Origin of the sequence: Legionella pneumophila subsp. pneumophila str. Philadelphia 1, from assembly GCF_000008485.1 — a bacterium.
In the GTDB taxonomy this organism is placed as follows: domain Bacteria; phylum Pseudomonadota; class Gammaproteobacteria; order Legionellales; family Legionellaceae; genus Legionella; species Legionella pneumophila.
This window is the reverse complement of the sequence record NC_002942.5, coordinates 1,215,077-1,232,853: the sequence shown is the minus strand read 5'-3', so window position 1 is coordinate 1,232,853 and position 17,777 is coordinate 1,215,077. Positions and strand designations below refer to the sequence as shown.

The following is a 17,777-nucleotide window of genomic DNA, read 5'->3' as shown; positions in this document are numbered from 1 at the left end:
TTCCTGCTCTATAAAGCTTCTCTGGAGCCCGTTTATAATGTATTGTTTCTCTTCGCCTGAACCGGTCCTGAGCGCGTCTTATAAAATATACTCCTCTTAGTATCTTGTATAAAGCACTTCCTGCAATATAAGGCCATGATAATTTAACACCCTGTCTATTTAACGTTTTTTTATTAATATTGCTCTAACATTTGTTTCAATATATGCTGATGGCCCCTCCAGCAATTATTTATGACAAACTGATTTTTATCAGCGCGGTTAGGGTTTATTTTCATATGGAAATGGGATGGCCGGTTGTGTGTATCAAGCATCAAGGTTGGTGGGTAGACATTTAGCATTGCATTTTGCACGAAATGCAAACTCCAAAGCATTTTCCGAGAATTAACCAGAACCTGGCCATGAGCAGTCTGTTCTTAGCCCTTAAATAAGCTTAACTATTTCTAAAAATCAATAATTTAAAAATCCAGATAAAAAGATACGCTTTTAAATTGAATCCCGTTATAAGATTTTCATATATCAGGAATTTTGCCTAAGATGCCGGATCATTGATCCGGCATCGGATGGCTTGATGAGATAAGTGTTTCAGATGAACAGGAAAACTCCTGTTCAAATATGAGTTTTTAAATTATATTCACATTATCGGTTTTTATCGATAGCAAGTCTTTCAATTCATTACCAATATGCTCATCTTCTAACAACGGCTTCATGGTAGTTCCAAGAACCCCTGTAGTCAGTATATCTCTATCCGTATCATTGAGTGGCTCAGCGCCATCCCCCTCAAGATTTTGGAACAATTTCGTGATAGCGTTTAGTTTATCCGTTTTACTGTAACCTGCCGCTCCAAAAAAACTGAACAGTGTTCCTGCCATTCCATAATAGTGTTCATATGTCCTTTCTTGAGTAGAATCGATATAAGGTTTCAACACTTCTCTTAGTCGTGCAATCGCCACAGACCTGGTGTCAGGCTCACTGACATGCTCTTGATGAGTAACGCTGACAGGAACAACAGTCTCTACATCAATACCGTTATCGTAATCAACGCTTTCAGAATCCGAATTCGATTCATCAAGGGTTTCCTCAGTTTCAGCAGCCAATTGGATCTCGAGCAAACGTACCTTTTTTTGCAGATTTTCTATTTTTTCAGGTAAAGTCTTTGTAGCAAGTATGATTAAGCTTACAATGGGATGCTCAGGGTCAATAAAAACCCGCAAATTATCTTTGTTTTGTATTAATTCTGAATTTTCAAATTGAGATAATGCTCTTCTTTTAACCTCTATTGACTGACTCAACAGGGCCTGATCAAGAATGAGAGCCAATTCATTCGCTTCTTTTTCCAATGCTCTTAGTTTAGACATAACTATTCCCAATTTAGTGATAATTTCTTTAAACAGTGATTAATTATAAAACAAAAACATTAAGATAATCTTAACTTATGAAAAATGGGCTATTTTTCCGATTCGTAAATTTTCCTTCGGAATGGTACTTGTTAGAGCTTTTGTAAAATAGTTTTACGGGAGTGTTCTCAAGTTCTATTGGTTTGACTTTTGTCTTCCTGTGGTTGATGCCATTCATAACCAAATAAGTCAGATTATTATGGGGTTCTGCCTTTTTGAATTAAACAGAGTTCATGATTTATCTATTGGTACTGAAAATTCCGATAACATCTACAAGGATAAATTTATGTATTATTTTTGAGCACAAGCAACCTTAAATAGAGTTATATTACACATCATTTGTCGCAAAAACGATCTTCATGAAAATATTTAATTAATATTGATTAATTAATATACAGTTATCTATGAATAGTTGGATAGCTGTTTAAGCAAGAAAGTGAGTTGATTATTCAATTAACTTATTGAAATAAAGAACATTCATCGGTCCTGTAATGGCATAAGAATTCATAGAGTTTAAATCGAGAAAATTTATACGAGTAACTTAAATTTTCAACTTAGAATTTTTAGGAGATTAAATCATGACAACACCACTATTCCCCAAAAATGACGGTTTCGTAACTATACGTCAAGGTAAAACAGGAGACTGTTATCTTTTGGCGACTTTGGATTGTATACTAAATTCGGGGCCAGAAGGTTATGCAGCCATCAAATCATTATTTAAAGAAACAAAAGATGGCATTGAAGTAAGATTTAAATCTAGTGATCTGAGTCAAAATTTACAAAAAGATAAGTTGCAGGGTAAATACAAATATCATTACGATCCGATCAATAATCAAGACGTGTTTTTTATTGACAAAAAGAAAATACAAGAAATTGACCAAACTACTGACGGAGTAAAAAGTAACTCTTTGGCCATAAAAATTTTAGAACGCTTAAGTTCTTATTACTTGGCATCGGATTGGAATCCAAATCTACCATTGGCAAGTATTGTTGCTCATAATGGATCAAAGGGATCAAAAAGGCATAATGAGACCTCAACGAAATTTGTCGGTCAATTATTGGGTTTTATGGCTCATGATACCCGTGATATTCATGAGATCATACGATTTAAAACTACAGCTCCTCAAGAGCCAGTTTATATCAGTATAAAGTATGGAGAAGTTGATTCTAATGGGGTAAGACATGGCAGACATGCTTTGAGACTTGATAGAATTATTCCTAATCCAAAAAGTGCGGGTGGGTATGATTTTGTCTTAGTCAATCCATGGAATAACCAACTGAAAGAAACTTATAGTTTAGATGAAATCCAACAAAGAAAATGTCGTTTCTCTATATTTAGCACCAAGCCTTATAAGAATGATCTTAAACCTTATGAACACGATCTTAAAGAAAAGCTATTCAAAGTCTATCAAAAATTAGGGAAAAAAATATTTGACAATGATAAACTTTATCAGATGATTCTAAAAATGAGCGAAGTGAATGGCAAATTATTAGATTTAAGAACAATTAGCAAATGCGTTAAACTATATGAAAGGATTAGTGGTTTTCCCAATCTGTTTGCCGCGTTATCCCTTAGCGAACAAAAGGCAATGATTTCATATGTTGACCTAGAATCAAAACCGACGAAATTTATCAGATCATTCCTATCTGCAGCACCAACTGCTCGCTCTGCAGTTTTTGAACATCTAGATTTAACTAAATATTATGTGAATAAGATTAGTCAATACCCTATAGAATCTGTGAATTTTGATGACTCTATAGAATCAGTTAATAAATACAAAGAATCTGTAATATCTGAACTGCAAAAAATAAAGGGCCATGCATTGGCTCAAAAAAAATATACTCAACTAGATAGTGCTATTATCGAAAAAGCTTTTGCTGAGAAATTACGTGAGGTAGATGCACTGTTACGGTTTGGGTTATTTTTTAAACCACAAAACATTGATCTAAATCAAGGTTTAAATGTTGAGCCAAATCAAGATTTAAATATTGATCTAAATCAAGCATTAAATGTTGAGCCAGATCAAGAGTTAAATATTGATCCAGATCAAAGAATTGATTTAAATCAAGGAATAGATATTAACAGATACCGTGCTTTATTTTCTAAACCAGTGAATATTAATCCAAATCAAGGTTTAAATATCGATCTAAATCAAGCATTAAATGTTGAGCCAGATCAAGAGTTAAATATTGATCCAGATCAAAGAATTGATTTAAATCAAGGAATAGATATTAATAGATACCGCTTTGGATTATTTTCTAAACCAACGAATATTAATCCAAATCAAGAATTAGATATTGATTTAAATCAAAAGTTGAATCTTGAAACTAAGACTAAAAACTAATCTTAGCTAAATATAAGACTTAGTTATTCAAGTTTGATCTGACAGTTACCAGCTATTCAAAGGTATCTGTCAGGTCATATTTAATTTATAAATTTTTCCATCCAGATTTGTGTGTACTCTATCAAGGATTGCATTCCGAGCACGACCACAACACATCTTACCATGAACAGAATCTTGATTATTAGAGTATCCCTTTCATGCGCCCAGATCTTTTGGAATTCATCGATTAATTGAATTATCTCAAACCAGCTGCTATTGCTGTTTTGCAACAACAGATAGTTTGAGATGGTTAGGATTACTTACCTCGGCCAAATACCTCCAGAATGAGTAGTTACACTGAATTTTTAGAATCATGTACCAAATTTATAAGCTGTTGTAACTCACAAACTGAACCACCACACGCTGGAATAGAAACCGGATTACCATTATAGGTAATTTTTACTGTGTAATAATTTGCTCCATTATCATAGAGAGAAAAATTAACATTTGAGGCATAAGGTGGGGATTTTTCCAAAGGAGCACCTAAAAAACTTAATACACTGGCAATTGTAGTATCATGAGCAGATAGCAAAACATATTTCAGTTTAGATTTTTTCATGCTTCCGGAATTCAGATAATCAGCTATGTTAGTCATCAGCTTTGAACTATAAACATTCGCTATTTGTTGAGGTTTTTCTTGTGCCATAAAAGCCCACTCAGCAGAATTGATAATTGTTTCAATATCGTTAGAAGCTAATCCTTCCGGCATAGGAGCATTATGGATTTGATGAATATATAAGGTATGACCAACTGTTTCCAGATCCCCCAGATTATCAATATTAATACCAGTCAGACGGCTCCATAATGGGTATTTGTCTTTCAATTCATTATTTTTTTGTTGCCACTCCCTGGTAGAAAAAACATATTGCTCCATTAGCTTTTCCCGTTCCTTACGATCTACCTGCTGAATAATAACCTCGTCGTATTTAGACGGTGCGCTAAATACGGGAATAGGCTGAAAAGCATGAGGTAAAGCGGAAGTTCCTGCAGGAATTGTTGGTCCAGTTCCAGGTGGATATAGCCCCATTAACAATGACTGGGCGCTCATCAGAGTACGTGCATAATCCGTAGAGCGGACATAGATGGTTCCGTATTCATAGTGTTCAGGTAACAAATGCGACTCTTCAATATATTTTTTGCGAAATGCCACACCCATTTTGTATTCTTGTTGCATACCTTCTGCCGTAAGCTGGCCAAGCCCCTCTTGCCATTGGTAATTTACAGTAGGCAAAGCAACAATCGGCGTTCTGTCGCCATGACGAATAATGTCCACAGCAAAAATAAGCTTATCTTCTGCTAATAAAATGGAGGGTACGCTAATTAATAGTGCGAAACTCAGGCAAATCTTGTTGACCATGTATTCATACTCCTTGAGTTAAAGTAAACATGAGGCTTCGTAAAAAATTCTTGTCGTATCTTGCCACCGTTGGTTAATCTCGGTTTCGCACTATGACGAAGACACAAACAAAAATCAAGACATCGGCTTTTGTATTCCTTGATTCATTTTGAACCTGGAGGAACAATCTATTTTATACAGGAAGTAAAGAAATTATCCTGAAATCGACTAGAATTAAGATATAGCTCATTTGGTGGGTGAGAAAACCCTTGCCACATTGGAGTTGCAATGAGCCGTTATGTATGCAAGTGGAAATTGATTTATACGTTTTTCATTTTTATTGTCTTTAATAATTGCCCACTTGCCTTTGCGAGCCCTTCCTTAACCAAGCAATTACATACCATATTAAAAGACAATCTCGCAGACTCATTAACCCCTGGAGCAGTATTACTGATATCAAGTGCTGATTTAGGCACAATTTCCGTCGCGGCAGGGTTGGCAGATAAGGAAAATGATATTTCAATGAATATTACGGACAGTTTTCGTCTTGCAAGCATGAGTAAAACATTTTTGGCTGTAACTGTCTTAAAACTGGTAGCAGATAAACAGTTAAATCTTGATGATCATATTGCAGACTTATTGCCAGATAGTATAGATATTGAACGTATACCGAATGGAGATGAGGTAACAGTGCAACAATTACTACAAATGCGTAGCGGCATTCCTAATTATACGGATTATGATTCTTACAGTGATCTCATTGATACTATGGCAGACAAGGAATGGACACCAGAAGAATGCATTAAACTAGTCTACGATCAAAAACCTGACTTTAAGCCAGGAACAGCTTATGAGTACAGCAATACTAATTATTTGTTGCTGCAATTAATTATCGAAAACATAACCGGAGAATCCTATGCCGAATCAATTAAGAAATACATCCTGAAACCTCTTCATTTAAAAAATACATATATAGAAAAGCAAGAATTTGATGACGACCATCATTATTTATCAACACATGGCTATACCTTGGAAGATGGCAAAGTGGTTGACGTAACAGACCATGATGATGGTTTTGGCTTGGCTGATGGTGGAATAATTAGTACTGCTGAAGATATTAATATCTTTGTCCAGGCGTTGTTGAAAGATAAAATACTTTTATCTCCAAACTATTTAACAATGATGCTTACCTTTACAGATGATTACGGTTTTGGAATAGGACGTGAAGAAATTAATGGAGAGATAGCCTGGTCCCATAATGGGGCAAGCTCAGGATACCAAGGCCAGTACTACTATTTTCCAGACCGGCAATTGACTGTTGTTATTTTAACCAACTATTTTGACAGTGATATCATCGAAGACATAGTATCTCAGACTCTCAGTGCGATTGACAATTCTGAATAACTGCTTAGCTGCACTCATCTAATGGAAGCCCGCAAAATAGATTATATGTTATACTAAGTGAAAATTATCTAGGCTTTTATGGGGGCAAAATATGGCTATTTACAAATTTGAAATCTCAACTATGCAAAACGGCAATATACAGATATCAGCAAAGCACAAATTAACAGGAGAGATACACGGCTATGTTCAACTCGCCTCATCGGACAGGTTAGAAAGCAGAAATTTGTTAGAAATAGATCAGCTTTATGTTGACAATAATGCCAGAGGACATGGATTGGGAAGTGAACTTGCCTCAAGAGCCATTAAATATGCTCTTAAAATGGACAAAGGAATTCATATGATGATTCAACCAGGTTCGGATGTGTTTTGGAAAAAATATTTTAATTCTCGTTTTGATGGAAAACGCATTACCCTGTTTGGTGGAGAAGCTTTAAATACTAATTTAGCTGATGGAAAAGTATTTGAAATTTCTAAAGAAAGTCTGGTTGCCAATTACAAATTTCCTCAAGATAGACACTTGCGTGATCGCGATATGGAAAGAATCTGCACCAAACTCTCTAATTAATAAGTGTCAGGCTCTAAAGCCTGACTTGGTCAAATGAATTACTCACAAACACCATTAATAACACAATTTTTCAATTCTTTTGCAAATTTGAATTGATTGTTTTTATCATAAGTCACTTCCCAGTTAAATACACCACCGATATTTCCATAAGCTCTTGGTGGAGCGTAAGCACCACAACTGGTATTACTGGCAATTGCTGTCTTAAGGCACTGAATAGCCCGTTTGATTGTCGTTGTCGGAGTGACTGGTGAACCGTCACTGCCACCATTAGAATTTGGGGAGGGATAACCAATTACAATTTGGGAAGGTCTTAAATAGCTAACATAAGGTTGAAATCCTGTAGGACGTCCATTGACGGTTGCTGGCCAATTTTCCAATAAATCGGTAGCCATGGCTACCGAAAAATCAGGCGTATCAGTTGGTGTAGGGCCATAACATACCTGATCAATACCAAAAGCACATCCTGTATTGTAGAGTTGGATGCCTACCCACGCCAATGACTGATGAGTTTGCATAGTTAAAGAGGCATAATTCCCCCAGGTTTGGTCGAAACCGCTTGTTGCAGCAATATTAGCCACTTGAGGTGTCAGAGTAATCAGCAAAGAAGGATTTTGACTGTACATCGTATTAATAATGCTTGCTAAGACAGCAATGTCACCTTGTGGTTGAGAAAAGGAACCGCCAGCGTTAATACCATGCTCAATATCTATATCAAACCCATCAAAATCATATTGAGAAATTAACTCCTTTAAAGAGTTGATAAATGTTTGTTTAAATGCCTCTGGTGAAGAAGAAGCTACTAAAACCTGGTGAAAATCTACTGTTGTATTGGGAATACTGGTTAACGCACCACCTAAAGAAAGAATAACTTTAATCCCGACTTGATGAAGAGACTGAATATATTCTTTGGTTATTGTTTCAAAAGCAGGAACAATAACACCCGGAGTATTGGTACTAAATACGCCGAAAGCAATCATGACATGAGTATAACCCGCGCTAGCCAACTCTTGAGCGGCAGGTGGAGTTTTCCATCCCGGTACGTAACCAATAATACGCCCTTTTGCAGCGGTTACCGGAGATAAAGTGATGTTTACTGTTGCATTTTCTGTTGCTGTTAAAGGTTGGGGCGAAAATTGTACTGTATAGCCGGGAACACCTTCACTTGAAAGTGTATAAATACCCCCGTCAGTTAAAGAAATGGCAGATGAACCAACACCATTGGCCAAATCTATTGTCTGTTCTACTGTTTGTGAACCATCGTTGGGAGTTAAAATAATTTTCAATGAAGCCAGGGAGGATGGAGCGCCACTGACATTAATTGTCACATTATCTTTCACAATCTGGGCACACTGATAGGTTAAATTGGTAGTTGGAACATTTGCAGCACTTGCCACTAAGGAAGATGGTGTGAAAGTGGGCCAGCAATTGTAATCGTTATATTGAATTGCAGGAGTTGAGAATTGGTAACTACTCCCCTCTTTCAACTCAGCAACAGTCGTTGTGTTCCCCCAAACGGCATGCTGTGAGCGTGAATTTCCTGATTGACTCTGGGTAATTAGAACAGTTGGATTTTCATTGTAGTTGCTTAATTCGCCAGGGAGGTTCTGCACATGGATCTTGATCTTGCCTGTCTCTTGTACCCGAGCATAATTAATAGTCGAGCTCGTTGTTTGGTTTGCAATCACATTCACCATGCTGGGATTGGCCTGTCCCAGATAAAGATTGCCATTACTGTCAGTAACCGTTTCAGCAGAAATAGCATAATTACCTGCAGCAAACCCAGATAGAGTCTTTGAAGTTTCCCATGGTAATTGCACATCACTGACTGATTGACCATTCATTGTGACATGAACTAATGCATATCCTTGTGACACATTTGTTGGTTTTGCAGCAGCATTGATTAATTGGATGCTTCCTGTTTCAACCGTTGTGCTTAAATAAACATTAGCCGTTCCCTCGATATGACTATCAGTGACTGCCCCATATTTAATTGAAATAGAACTTCCAACAGGTAACTTGCTATTAGCACCCGGATAGCTGGGAAAATGCAGGTTTAAAGTGGCTAGATAGTTTCCGCCAGATTGAGGTTGAGAAGAAATATTTAAAGCATTATCCGGGTAAGATAAAGGAGAAAAATCCCCCCAAAAAGAGGTATTTAAAGCTGCTGTTGTTTGAAAGGAGACAGTTGAATTTTGAAAATCGACTGCCTGATTGCAATTATTGGTTAACTTTAATACGATTGATTTCCAGTGTTGATTTCCCGTTGCTGTAAAAAGTGAGTTTACACAGGCTGTAGGCTGGGCAATTGAGGGTTTTAAAGAGGTATTGGCATTGACACTTGTCACAATTGCAATTAAAACACCTGGCAGTAATAATAAATATCGCATCAATCCCTCCTCATTTGTGATTGGAAAAAAACTAATCTATCATCATTTTTTCTTATTTAATAATAAGCTATATGAAAATTGTCAGTTTTTTTACAATTAGCCTTTTAGCTTAAATGAAATAACCAAACCACATGCCAATTGGGATGGTTGATTCGCTGGTTTACTTTCCATTCCACAAAATAGTAGATCGATGAATTAAAAGCAAAAACTTGTTTTCTTTATTTAAACGATTCAACCCCAAACCTATTCTAGAATGATTCGGTTAGTTCTAAATACAACTAAATGCAAAATTTATTACGACAAAATTTGTTACGACTCTATCAAGACGAAATATTAGAACTATAATTAAACAATCAGAATATTATTTATCGCTTCAACAGTGGTATTTTACAGATATGCATCTGTTGAGAGGACGAAATGTGAATACCAATAAAGCAAAAACGGGAATTAAGGGGTTAGATGATATTTTAAATGGTGGTTATTTAAAAAATAAACCAACCCTTCTCAAAGGCAGCCCTGGTACAGGAAAAACAATATTTACCCTTTTTTTTACGCATGAACAACTTAAGTCAAACAACAGCGTCATTTATGTCACCTGCGATGAGTCACCTGAGCAAATTATTGCTCATATGGATGGCTTTAACCTGGAAAGCAGCAAATTTTTACAAGAAGGCAAGCTTTTAATTCTTGACTTCACACCTATATTAACGGACGAAGTGGCCGGGGAATTCAATATCAATGCACTTTTACTCCGTATAGAACAGGCTCAACAGAAAATCAAAGCCGATACACTAATTATTGATTCACTTCAGTCCATTCTTTTAGGCATCAAAAATTATGATCCCAACTACGAGTTGTTAAGATTATTTCAGTGGGCGCGGCAAAAAAATCTTACCGTTCTCACAACGATGGCTGAAACCCAAACGATTTTACAAACAGAAATCTATGACGAATATGTTGTTGATTGTGCTATTGAGCTAAAACAAAAAGTCAAGAACGACCTGATGACGCGCTATTTGCGAATCATTAAAAATCGTGGTTCGTCTCATGGCACTAATGAGTATCCCTTTTCTATTACTCATAATGGCATTTCATTACTTCCCATCACTAGCACAAAACTGAATACAACAACTTCTGCTGCATATCTCAGCACTGGTATAAAAGCCTTGGATAGTATGCTAGGCAGTAAAGGATACCAAACAGGATCGCAGATAATAATCAGCGGACGTTCAGGAACAGCAAAAACGCTTTTTGCAACAAGTTTCGCCCAATCCGCTGTTCGACAAGGCAGGAAAGTGCTGTTCATCTCATTTGAAGAATCCCCTAATGATTTAATCCGTCATGTCAAGTCCATTAATATTGATTTAATGAAATATATCACCAAAAAAAAATTACATATTAATTCAAGACGCTCTGTGGAAATGGGACTGGAAGACCATATTATTTCAATCATCGAATTAACAGAAGAAAAGCAATTTGATGTCCTGATACTGGATCCCATCTCAGCTCTGCTGGATTTAGGTAATACGATGGAAGTCAAGAGACTGTTCATACGTTTTATTTCTTATATGAAATCTCTCAATAAAACCCTTTTATTTACTGAACTGATACCCGATTATTCCAAAGAGCTAACCATACTGGGCTTATCCAGCTTAACAGAAACCTGGATTCGCTTATCTAATGTGGAAAGTAATGGAGAATTCAATCGATTAATCCACATTGCCAAGGCGCGTGGCATAAAAACATCCAACCAAATCAAAGAATTTTATGTCACTGATAAAGGGATTAACATAGAAGCCCCTTATCTTGGTGATAACCAGATGATGTTTGGTTCTCAAAAATCAGCCCACATCTTGAGAGAAAAACAAGAATTACAACAGAGGAAAGAAGAAATTAAACGGATTGAGCTTGAAATTGATAAGCTTGCAGAAACACAACGTGCTCAACTCAAGATTCAAGAGGCAACCTTTTTAGCTAAAAGGACTGAATTGATTGCTAAAAAAAATGAATTGATTGCTAAAGAAGAAGCGCTTATTAAACGCATGGAGTCCAACAAATTGTTAAGAGAGTAAATGAATGACTCGAACTAAGCTAAAACTGTTTGTGATTGGAAATAGTGCTATATCAAAACGTGCCATTATTAATTTGCAATCGATATGCTCAGATCCCAAGCTTGCTGATTTGTGCGATATCGAGGTAGTCGATCTATGTAAAAACAAGGGGATAGCAGAACAAGAAAAAATTCTGGCAACTCCGATATTAATTAAAAAAGAACCCTTGCCTGAACGTCGAATCATCGGTGATTTATCTGATAAGCAAAAAGTTATTTCTGCTTTGGAAATGGATTAGGTGATATCGTGATATCAAACGAGCATATAAACACACAAAACTTTTGGTACCAACTCGTTGAAAAAATGGCTATTGGGGTATTGGTGATTAATAATGAAGGGCAAATTCTTTATGCCAATGATTATGCCGTTCAATTATTTGGCGCCATCCGTACAGAACTCATTGGTACTAATTTCTTATATCCTATGGCTGCAGATGAAACACAGGAAGTTGAAATTTTAAAATCCAGTAATGAAATTTTAACAGCACATATGACAGTCAGGAAAAGTATCTGGGAAAATCGCCAGGTATGGATTATTTCTCTCTTTGATATTACAGAGCTCAAATTAAAGGAAAAACTTTTAAAAATTTCAAGTAAGGGTATCAGTTCAGCGTTTGAAGGCATTATTATCACCGATTCGGAAGGCACCATTCTTGAAGCGAATCAAGCTTTTATGAAAATGACCGGATATACAGAACAGGAAGTCATAGGCCAAAAACCCGCCATTTTTCAATCAAGAAAGCAAAATGAGAAATTCTACAAGGAACTATGGAAGATATTGGCTGAAAAAGGACAGTGGAGTGGTGAGCTTTGGGCTAAAAAGAAAAATAAAAAGTTATTTCCGGCTTTTTTAGCCATCTCATCCGTTAAAAATTCTGAAGGGGACGTAATAAACTACATTGGTTATTATCATGATCTAACACTAATAAAAAAACAAGAACAACAAATTGAGAATTTTAAATATTATGATTATTTAACCGGTTTACCAAATAAATTTTTACTCACCCAAAGACTTCAGATGCTCATCAGCGGATTGTCTGAGGAAAATAAAGAACTCATCGTTTTTAATATTCGAGTATTTGACTCAAACAGCAAAAACTCTCTGCTGGATTTTCCTCCCAATATTCGCGATAAAATCATATTGGAAGTGGTTAACCGTATTGATCGAACATCACCTAAAAAAATGTTTTACTCACGCATTGGTTTAGGTGAATTTATTGTTATTTATTTTATCAAAAGCAGAATTGAAGTGATGGCTTCCATTGCGCAAAGAATGATAGAAAAACTCGCTTGTCCTTATTACATTGATCACCAAACTATTATTTTGCAAACGATCATTGGATTAACCGCCTATTACAAAAATAGCGCATTCAGTGCCGAGGACTTGCTACAACAATCAGAAATTGCCCGCCATAAAGCTCAAATCAACGGTGTTAATATTTTTGAATTTTTTGATCCGCAGGTTGAAGAGCGAATTATAGAATTTAATAAACGCATTGAATCAGTCTCTAAAGCAATGCAGCTAAATGAACTGAAAGTTTATTACCAACCTATTGTAGAATTAAATACGGCTAAAGTGGTGGGTTTGGAAGCGCTACTTCGTTGGCAGCATCCAGAGAAAGGTTTATTGCTTCCCAAACAATTTTTATCCGACCTCAATAATCATCCTCTTTCTCTACAGATTGGTGATTGGGTGCTTCATCAGGTATTACATCAAGTTGAAGAATTGCTCGCTTGCAATATAAAAATCCCCATCAATGTTAATGTTAGTGCTTATCAACTGCAACATCCCAACTTTGTCAAAAAACTGTTTGACACATTAGCACGATACCCTAATGTTCCTCATCGCCTGCTTGTGCTTGAAATCCTTGAAACAGAAGCTATTGAAGATTTAACCCTAGTATCCCAGATAATAGCCGAGTGCAAGGCTAAAGGAATCAACTTTTCCTTGGATGACTTTGGAACAGGTTATGCTTCTTTAACTTTCCTAAAAGAATTGAGTACCTCGGAAGTGAAAATCGATCGAAGTTTTATCATTAACATCTTTGATAACCCTAAAGATCTCGCTATTTTGAAAATAATTATAGAGTCTTGCAAAGTGATTGGCCGCACCCTGATTGCTGAAGGAGTTGAAACAGTAGCACATGGGAAACTATTAGAATTACTTGGTTGCCATCTAATCCAGGGATACGCCATTGCCAAACCTATCCCTCCTGCAAAATTAATTATATGGATAAAAAACTGGCATCTTGGCCCAGAATGGAGAGAAACCAGATTTTCACAAGCAGAACTATCTAATCTGGTAAAAATCTCCATAAAACACTATCTACATTACCAATCAATCAGACTTTATTTAGAGAATAATCAATCCCCTAAACCTGAATTATCACTTGAAGTATGTCCAATAGAACAGTGGCTTATTGAAAATCAACAAACAATCAAAGAAAGCAAACGATTTAAAAAAGTGTGTGATTTGCATCACAAAGAACATGAGGTGGGAAATACAATAATTCAGCTAATTCGGACAGGGCAAAAAGAACAAGTGGACAAACAACTGGCAAAGCTTGATGGCTTAAGAGATAAGTTCTTGAAAGAGTTAATGAATTTAATTTTTTAATTCAATTACTATTTGAAAGTGTTGTAGAATGAATTTCAATAAAAAATATTTTTTATTCAATGAGTTATAAATTAAAATGTAGGTGGGTATCACTAATGACAAGGAGATGGTCGTGCGCAATCTAAAATTTTCTCATCCCTTTTCTATTGGGATTTCTTTATTTTTATTCATTTTGTTCTTTGTTCCCTTGCTCTCTTATGGCGCCAAGACATCCAATATGCGTGGCAAAAGATATTGTGAAATCATCCTATCAAAAACCATCTCAAGTTATGCTGTTTATAATACTTGGGGACTAAATGATTGCCCAGAACAATTATGGAGTAAAGTTTCTATGCCTGCAGTAAAAAAGGAAACAGGGGCTTCTTTTGTCCATCTCAATGGTCCTCGATATTGGGTAATTGACGGATTCAAAAACACTTCTTTGATAAATCCTGCTATCAAAACAATTAGTGGAATTCCAATGCGGGAAGCAGGTATTTTACATCTTAGTTTAATAGATTTATTTAAAAATAAACCTTATCAATCTCATATCGTGGACCGTAAAACAACATGGATCTATCAAGAAGGAAAACCTGTCTTTGAATTGATTGATCCCACTGGGCAAGTTTTTGTCATGCAATCCTATAGTGTTCAAAAATATCCGCAAATAATGGATAACCTCAAACAACTAGGTGATAAACTTCAACTTCCTAAAGGTTGGAAATTTAAAACTGGTGTGCTTAACAAGCTAGAAACAATAGAAGCTGTCAATAACAAAGCCGTAGTTGTCCAGGATAATTTTTTGAATACCTATCAGAAAGCCAGCCATGATTTCCTGAAATAAATTCAGCTGATAATTGGTTACTTTCATAGGTCATGAGTTTAGTATGCGTTGACAATCCATCCTCTACTTTGGGGGTAATGGCATTAATGAACGTGTTAATGGCAATTTCAACCATCTATAAAACCTATGATTAGCAAACCAAGGTAAAATAACAAACATTTTACAAATGTTGTATTATAATTAACCTATATGGAGTATCATAGAGGTTAATTATAATGATATTAAGACTAATCCTTACTTCTTATTTGATTATCTTCCCCTATAAGTTTTTAATGGCTAATCAAGTTATGAATACTGCTATTAAGGTATTAGAGGAATGTTATGATAAAACCACTGATCTTAGAAAATATGTCCCATGTGTTGAGACAGAAGCAGATAAAATACCCGCCTTACAAAATTTGCAAATACGCATAAAATTTAAAAATCCTGAAAAAAATTCTAAAGAAAAAGTACCCATATTGATGGTAGATAAAACAGGATACATGTATTATTGTATTGCAACAGCAGGAAAAAGTTTAACCATAGATTCTTGCGCTGGGACACAGGGAAAACCTTTGTCTGAGGGGCAATTGATGTCAATAGAGTTACTAAAAGATTAATATCTGTTATTCAAATGAGTTTAATGCGATTGACATAGATAAACTGTAAAATCTTGCCTTAGTTAACAGGTTTCCAAAAAACTCGATTAATACTTATTTTCGATACTCAAAGAATAATTAATAGTCTTTCAAAAACATTCATTTTGCACATAACTTTTTCTCCTGGTTTCAAGCAATTATTGTTTTCACATGATCAAATAATGAATCAAAAGTATTGCAAAAGCCAATTTGATCCTATAAGTTACTATTGAGTTTAAATAACAGCTAAAGGACTATTATTATGCCAACTTATTTTGATCCTATTATGCAAGAAGATACTGTACTGGATGAAAACACGATCGTTTACTTAGTTAAGATTGGTGATAATAAATTCAGTATTAAAGCAATTTCATCAGGATTGGAGCACCTCCCCAGTGATCCAACTACTCACGCGGAGAAATATTGGCCTATTCCTGCCAAATCATTGATTGATCATTCAAGTAACAAGCTCCTTTTTGAAGAGGATAAGTTAACGAATCAACCCATAAGCAAAGATCAGGTAATAGAACTATTTGCAGTTGATCCCGATAAGACTGAACCCAAGCAATTTAGTGACTCCGTTAAGAGAGAGTTAACTGAAAACTGGGCACGAGAGGTACTACAGGATCAATTTGCTCATGCAGGGCAAAACCCTCATTTCTTTTTTTATCAACCCCTATTCATCCATGGGCATCATGGAGATAACCCTGCTCAACAACAGGATAATGCAATACCAATTCCTCTCCCACTCCTGATGTTTTCCTTGATACCACCCATGAATAATAATAACCAACAACAAATGACATTATTATTTTTTAACATACTCCTGGTACCTGAGAATCAAGGCCATGAACCTGAGCAGGAAAATACAGGCGAGCATACTCATGGACACTCACATTAAACCCAACCTGTATTACTAACTGTTGTAAATGTCGGGCGCCTCGCCCGACATCTCCAGTTTGACTGGAACGCTCAACACCAATCCCTTTTTAATAAGATAGCTCGCAAGGTATTTGATGGCCTATACCTATTTTATTATCTAAAATGTTAAGTCCGATTTTGTTTTGATCTTCTAGTTGTACAAAATATTCTTTTAATGTTTGGAGAGTGAGTTCATCAGGGTAGCTGAACTTTTTATTACTTAATAATCGATTTAGCCATGAAGCTTTCATATTTAGTGACGACCCGTAAAACGGTCTGAGATCCGTATGGGCAAGCATATAAATCTCACCTATCCATGGATCAAGGAGATAATTTTCAGAGATAACTACAGTATGATTAATGTCTTCAATATCATAAATAAGCGCAGGTATATTTTGTTGTCTCAGCAATGCAGCAAGATAAAAAGCCTGGTGTTCACAATTTCCTGCCATCCCCTTTGACATGGTATTTTTTATTGCCGCCCTCCCATCCAGAAAATCAATCTTGTTGTCCTCAAGATGTTTAAATATCCTGAGCAGGAAAACTCTTATCTCACCGATACCATGAATAGCGATAGAGCTATTTTCCTCATATTGAGTCATTCTATCTTTATTGATTTTTGCGCTTAGTTCATTAATAACTAATGCAGAAGTGCTGGCGATGCACACTGACATAGTTGTTTTCAGAGCATTACATAGTTTTTTGTAATACTCACCTGCTGAATCTTTGATTTCAATTTCCCTGTCTTTGAAAAATCTGACCATGTCTAATCCCTTATATCCATTAAGCGCTTTAGTTTACATACAAGTATGGAATGAGCAAACAGAACAGCCTCTTTTCACCAAAACCACTCTTGCTAATTGTATTTGCTATACTTCAATTGGCACATATAAAAATGGAGTTTAAAATGACAAAATATAGAGATGCAGGAACCGGCCGATATGTCACCAAAGAGTTTGCAAAAAAACATCCTGGAATAACCATTGGTGAAAATAGCAAGCCAAAATCACAAAGAAAACCTAAAAAATAATCACCATTAAGTAATTGGTTTGAGGCTGCATTTTATACAAAAAAAAGACCATGTTACCTTTAAAATAGCTCTCTAAAATAGGCCATTGAGAAGTTTGCTTGATGTTTTAGTATTAATCTATCAATATACATGTGGTGTACGAGGTCAATTCTATTAACGAATTCTCAGTATAGTTCAGTTAATAGAATA

The 17,777-nt window shown here is 35.7% G+C and carries 14 protein-coding genes; 10 read left to right on the top strand and 4 right to left on the bottom strand.

The annotated features are described in order from the left end of the window. Positions 1-620: 620 nt before the first annotated feature. A complete protein-coding gene (gene ceg19 / locus LPG_RS05575) occupies positions 621-1,391 on the bottom strand; it encodes a Dot/Icm T4SS effector Ceg19 (RefSeq protein WP_010946855.1) in 771 nt (256 codons plus the stop codon). A gap of 581 nt (positions 1,392-1,972) precedes the next feature. On the opposite strand from ceg19, the gene lem6 reads away from it, so the two are divergent. Beyond that, a complete protein-coding gene (gene lem6, locus LPG_RS05570) occupies positions 1,973-3,739 on the top strand; it encodes a Dot/Icm T4SS effector Lem6 (protein ID WP_010946854.1) in 1,767 nt (588 codons plus the stop codon). Positions 3,740-4,070: 331 nt separating this feature from the next. On the opposite strand, the gene LPG_RS05565 is transcribed toward lem6, so the two are convergent. Next, the gene (locus LPG_RS05565) at positions 4,071-5,135 is read right to left on the bottom strand and encodes a histidine phosphatase family protein (RefSeq protein ID WP_010946853.1); all 1,065 of its coding nucleotides are present in this window, start codon (positions 5,133-5,135) and stop codon (positions 4,071-4,073) included. A 267-nt stretch (positions 5,136-5,402) separates the two neighbouring features. On the opposite strand from LPG_RS05565, the gene LPG_RS05560 reads away from it, so the two are divergent. Continuing rightward, a complete protein-coding gene (locus LPG_RS05560; RefSeq protein WP_010946852.1) occupies positions 5,403-6,518 on the top strand; it encodes a serine hydrolase domain-containing protein in 1,116 nt (371 codons plus the stop codon). A 91-nt stretch (positions 6,519-6,609) separates the two neighbouring features. Beyond that, positions 6,610-7,083 carry a GNAT family N-acetyltransferase gene (locus tag LPG_RS05555; RefSeq protein WP_010946851.1) on the top strand — a complete coding sequence of 158 codons (474 nt, stop codon included), beginning with the start codon at positions 6,610-6,612 and terminating at the stop codon, positions 7,081-7,083. 38 nt (positions 7,084-7,121) lie between these two features. On the opposite strand, the gene LPG_RS05550 is transcribed toward LPG_RS05555, so the two are convergent. Beyond that, a complete protein-coding gene (locus LPG_RS05550; protein ID WP_015444620.1) occupies positions 7,122-9,470 on the bottom strand; it encodes a glycosyl hydrolase family 18 protein in 2,349 nt (782 codons plus the stop codon). A 395-nt stretch (positions 9,471-9,865) separates the two neighbouring features. Here LPG_RS05550 and kaiC point away from each other — a divergent pair, with 395 nt between their 5' ends. The 6 genes from kaiC to ravN all read left to right on the top strand — a co-directional run bounded on the left by kaiC (position 9,866) and on the right by ravN (position 16,538). Next, complete coding sequence (kaiC, locus tag LPG_RS05545) at positions 9,866-11,542, top strand: circadian clock protein KaiC (RefSeq protein ID WP_010946849.1); 1,677 nt, start codon at positions 9,866-9,868, stop codon at positions 11,540-11,542. A gap of 4 nt (positions 11,543-11,546) precedes the next feature. Then, entirely contained in the window at positions 11,547-11,819 is a 273-nt protein-coding gene (locus LPG_RS05540; protein ID WP_011213471.1) for a circadian clock KaiB family protein, read from the top strand. Between the two features lie 8 nt (positions 11,820-11,827). Further along, on the top strand, positions 11,828-14,197 hold the full coding sequence (locus tag LPG_RS05535; RefSeq protein ID WP_010946848.1) for an EAL domain-containing protein: 2,370 nt from the start codon (positions 11,828-11,830) through the stop codon (positions 14,195-14,197). Between the two features lie 112 nt (positions 14,198-14,309). Continuing rightward, positions 14,310-15,020, top strand: coding sequence for a hypothetical protein (locus tag LPG_RS05530; RefSeq protein WP_015444623.1), 711 nt, complete (start codon positions 14,310-14,312; stop codon positions 15,018-15,020). 215 nt (positions 15,021-15,235) lie between these two features. After that, positions 15,236-15,619 carry a hypothetical protein gene (locus LPG_RS05525; protein ID WP_010946846.1) on the top strand — a complete coding sequence of 128 codons (384 nt, stop codon included), beginning with the start codon at positions 15,236-15,238 and terminating at the stop codon, positions 15,617-15,619. 280 nt (positions 15,620-15,899) lie between these two features. Beyond that, positions 15,900-16,538, top strand: a complete 639-nt coding sequence (ravN, locus tag LPG_RS05520) for a Dot/Icm T4SS effector RavN (protein ID WP_010946845.1) — start codon at positions 15,900-15,902, stop codon at positions 16,536-16,538. Between the two features lie 88 nt (positions 16,539-16,626). Here the strand turns inward: ravN and lem5 are convergent, their stop codons facing one another. After that, positions 16,627-17,322 (bottom strand): Dot/Icm T4SS effector Lem5, encoded by a 696-nt coding sequence (lem5, locus tag LPG_RS05515; protein ID WP_010946844.1) that lies wholly within the window; start codon positions 17,320-17,322, stop codon positions 16,627-16,629. Positions 17,323-17,465: 143 nt separating this feature from the next. Between lem5 and LPG_RS05510 the strand changes: the two genes are divergently transcribed. Next, positions 17,466-17,588 carry a hypothetical protein gene (locus tag LPG_RS05510; RefSeq protein WP_015444625.1) on the top strand — a complete coding sequence of 41 codons (123 nt, stop codon included), beginning with the start codon at positions 17,466-17,468 and terminating at the stop codon, positions 17,586-17,588. Positions 17,589-17,777: the final 189 nt, after the last annotated feature.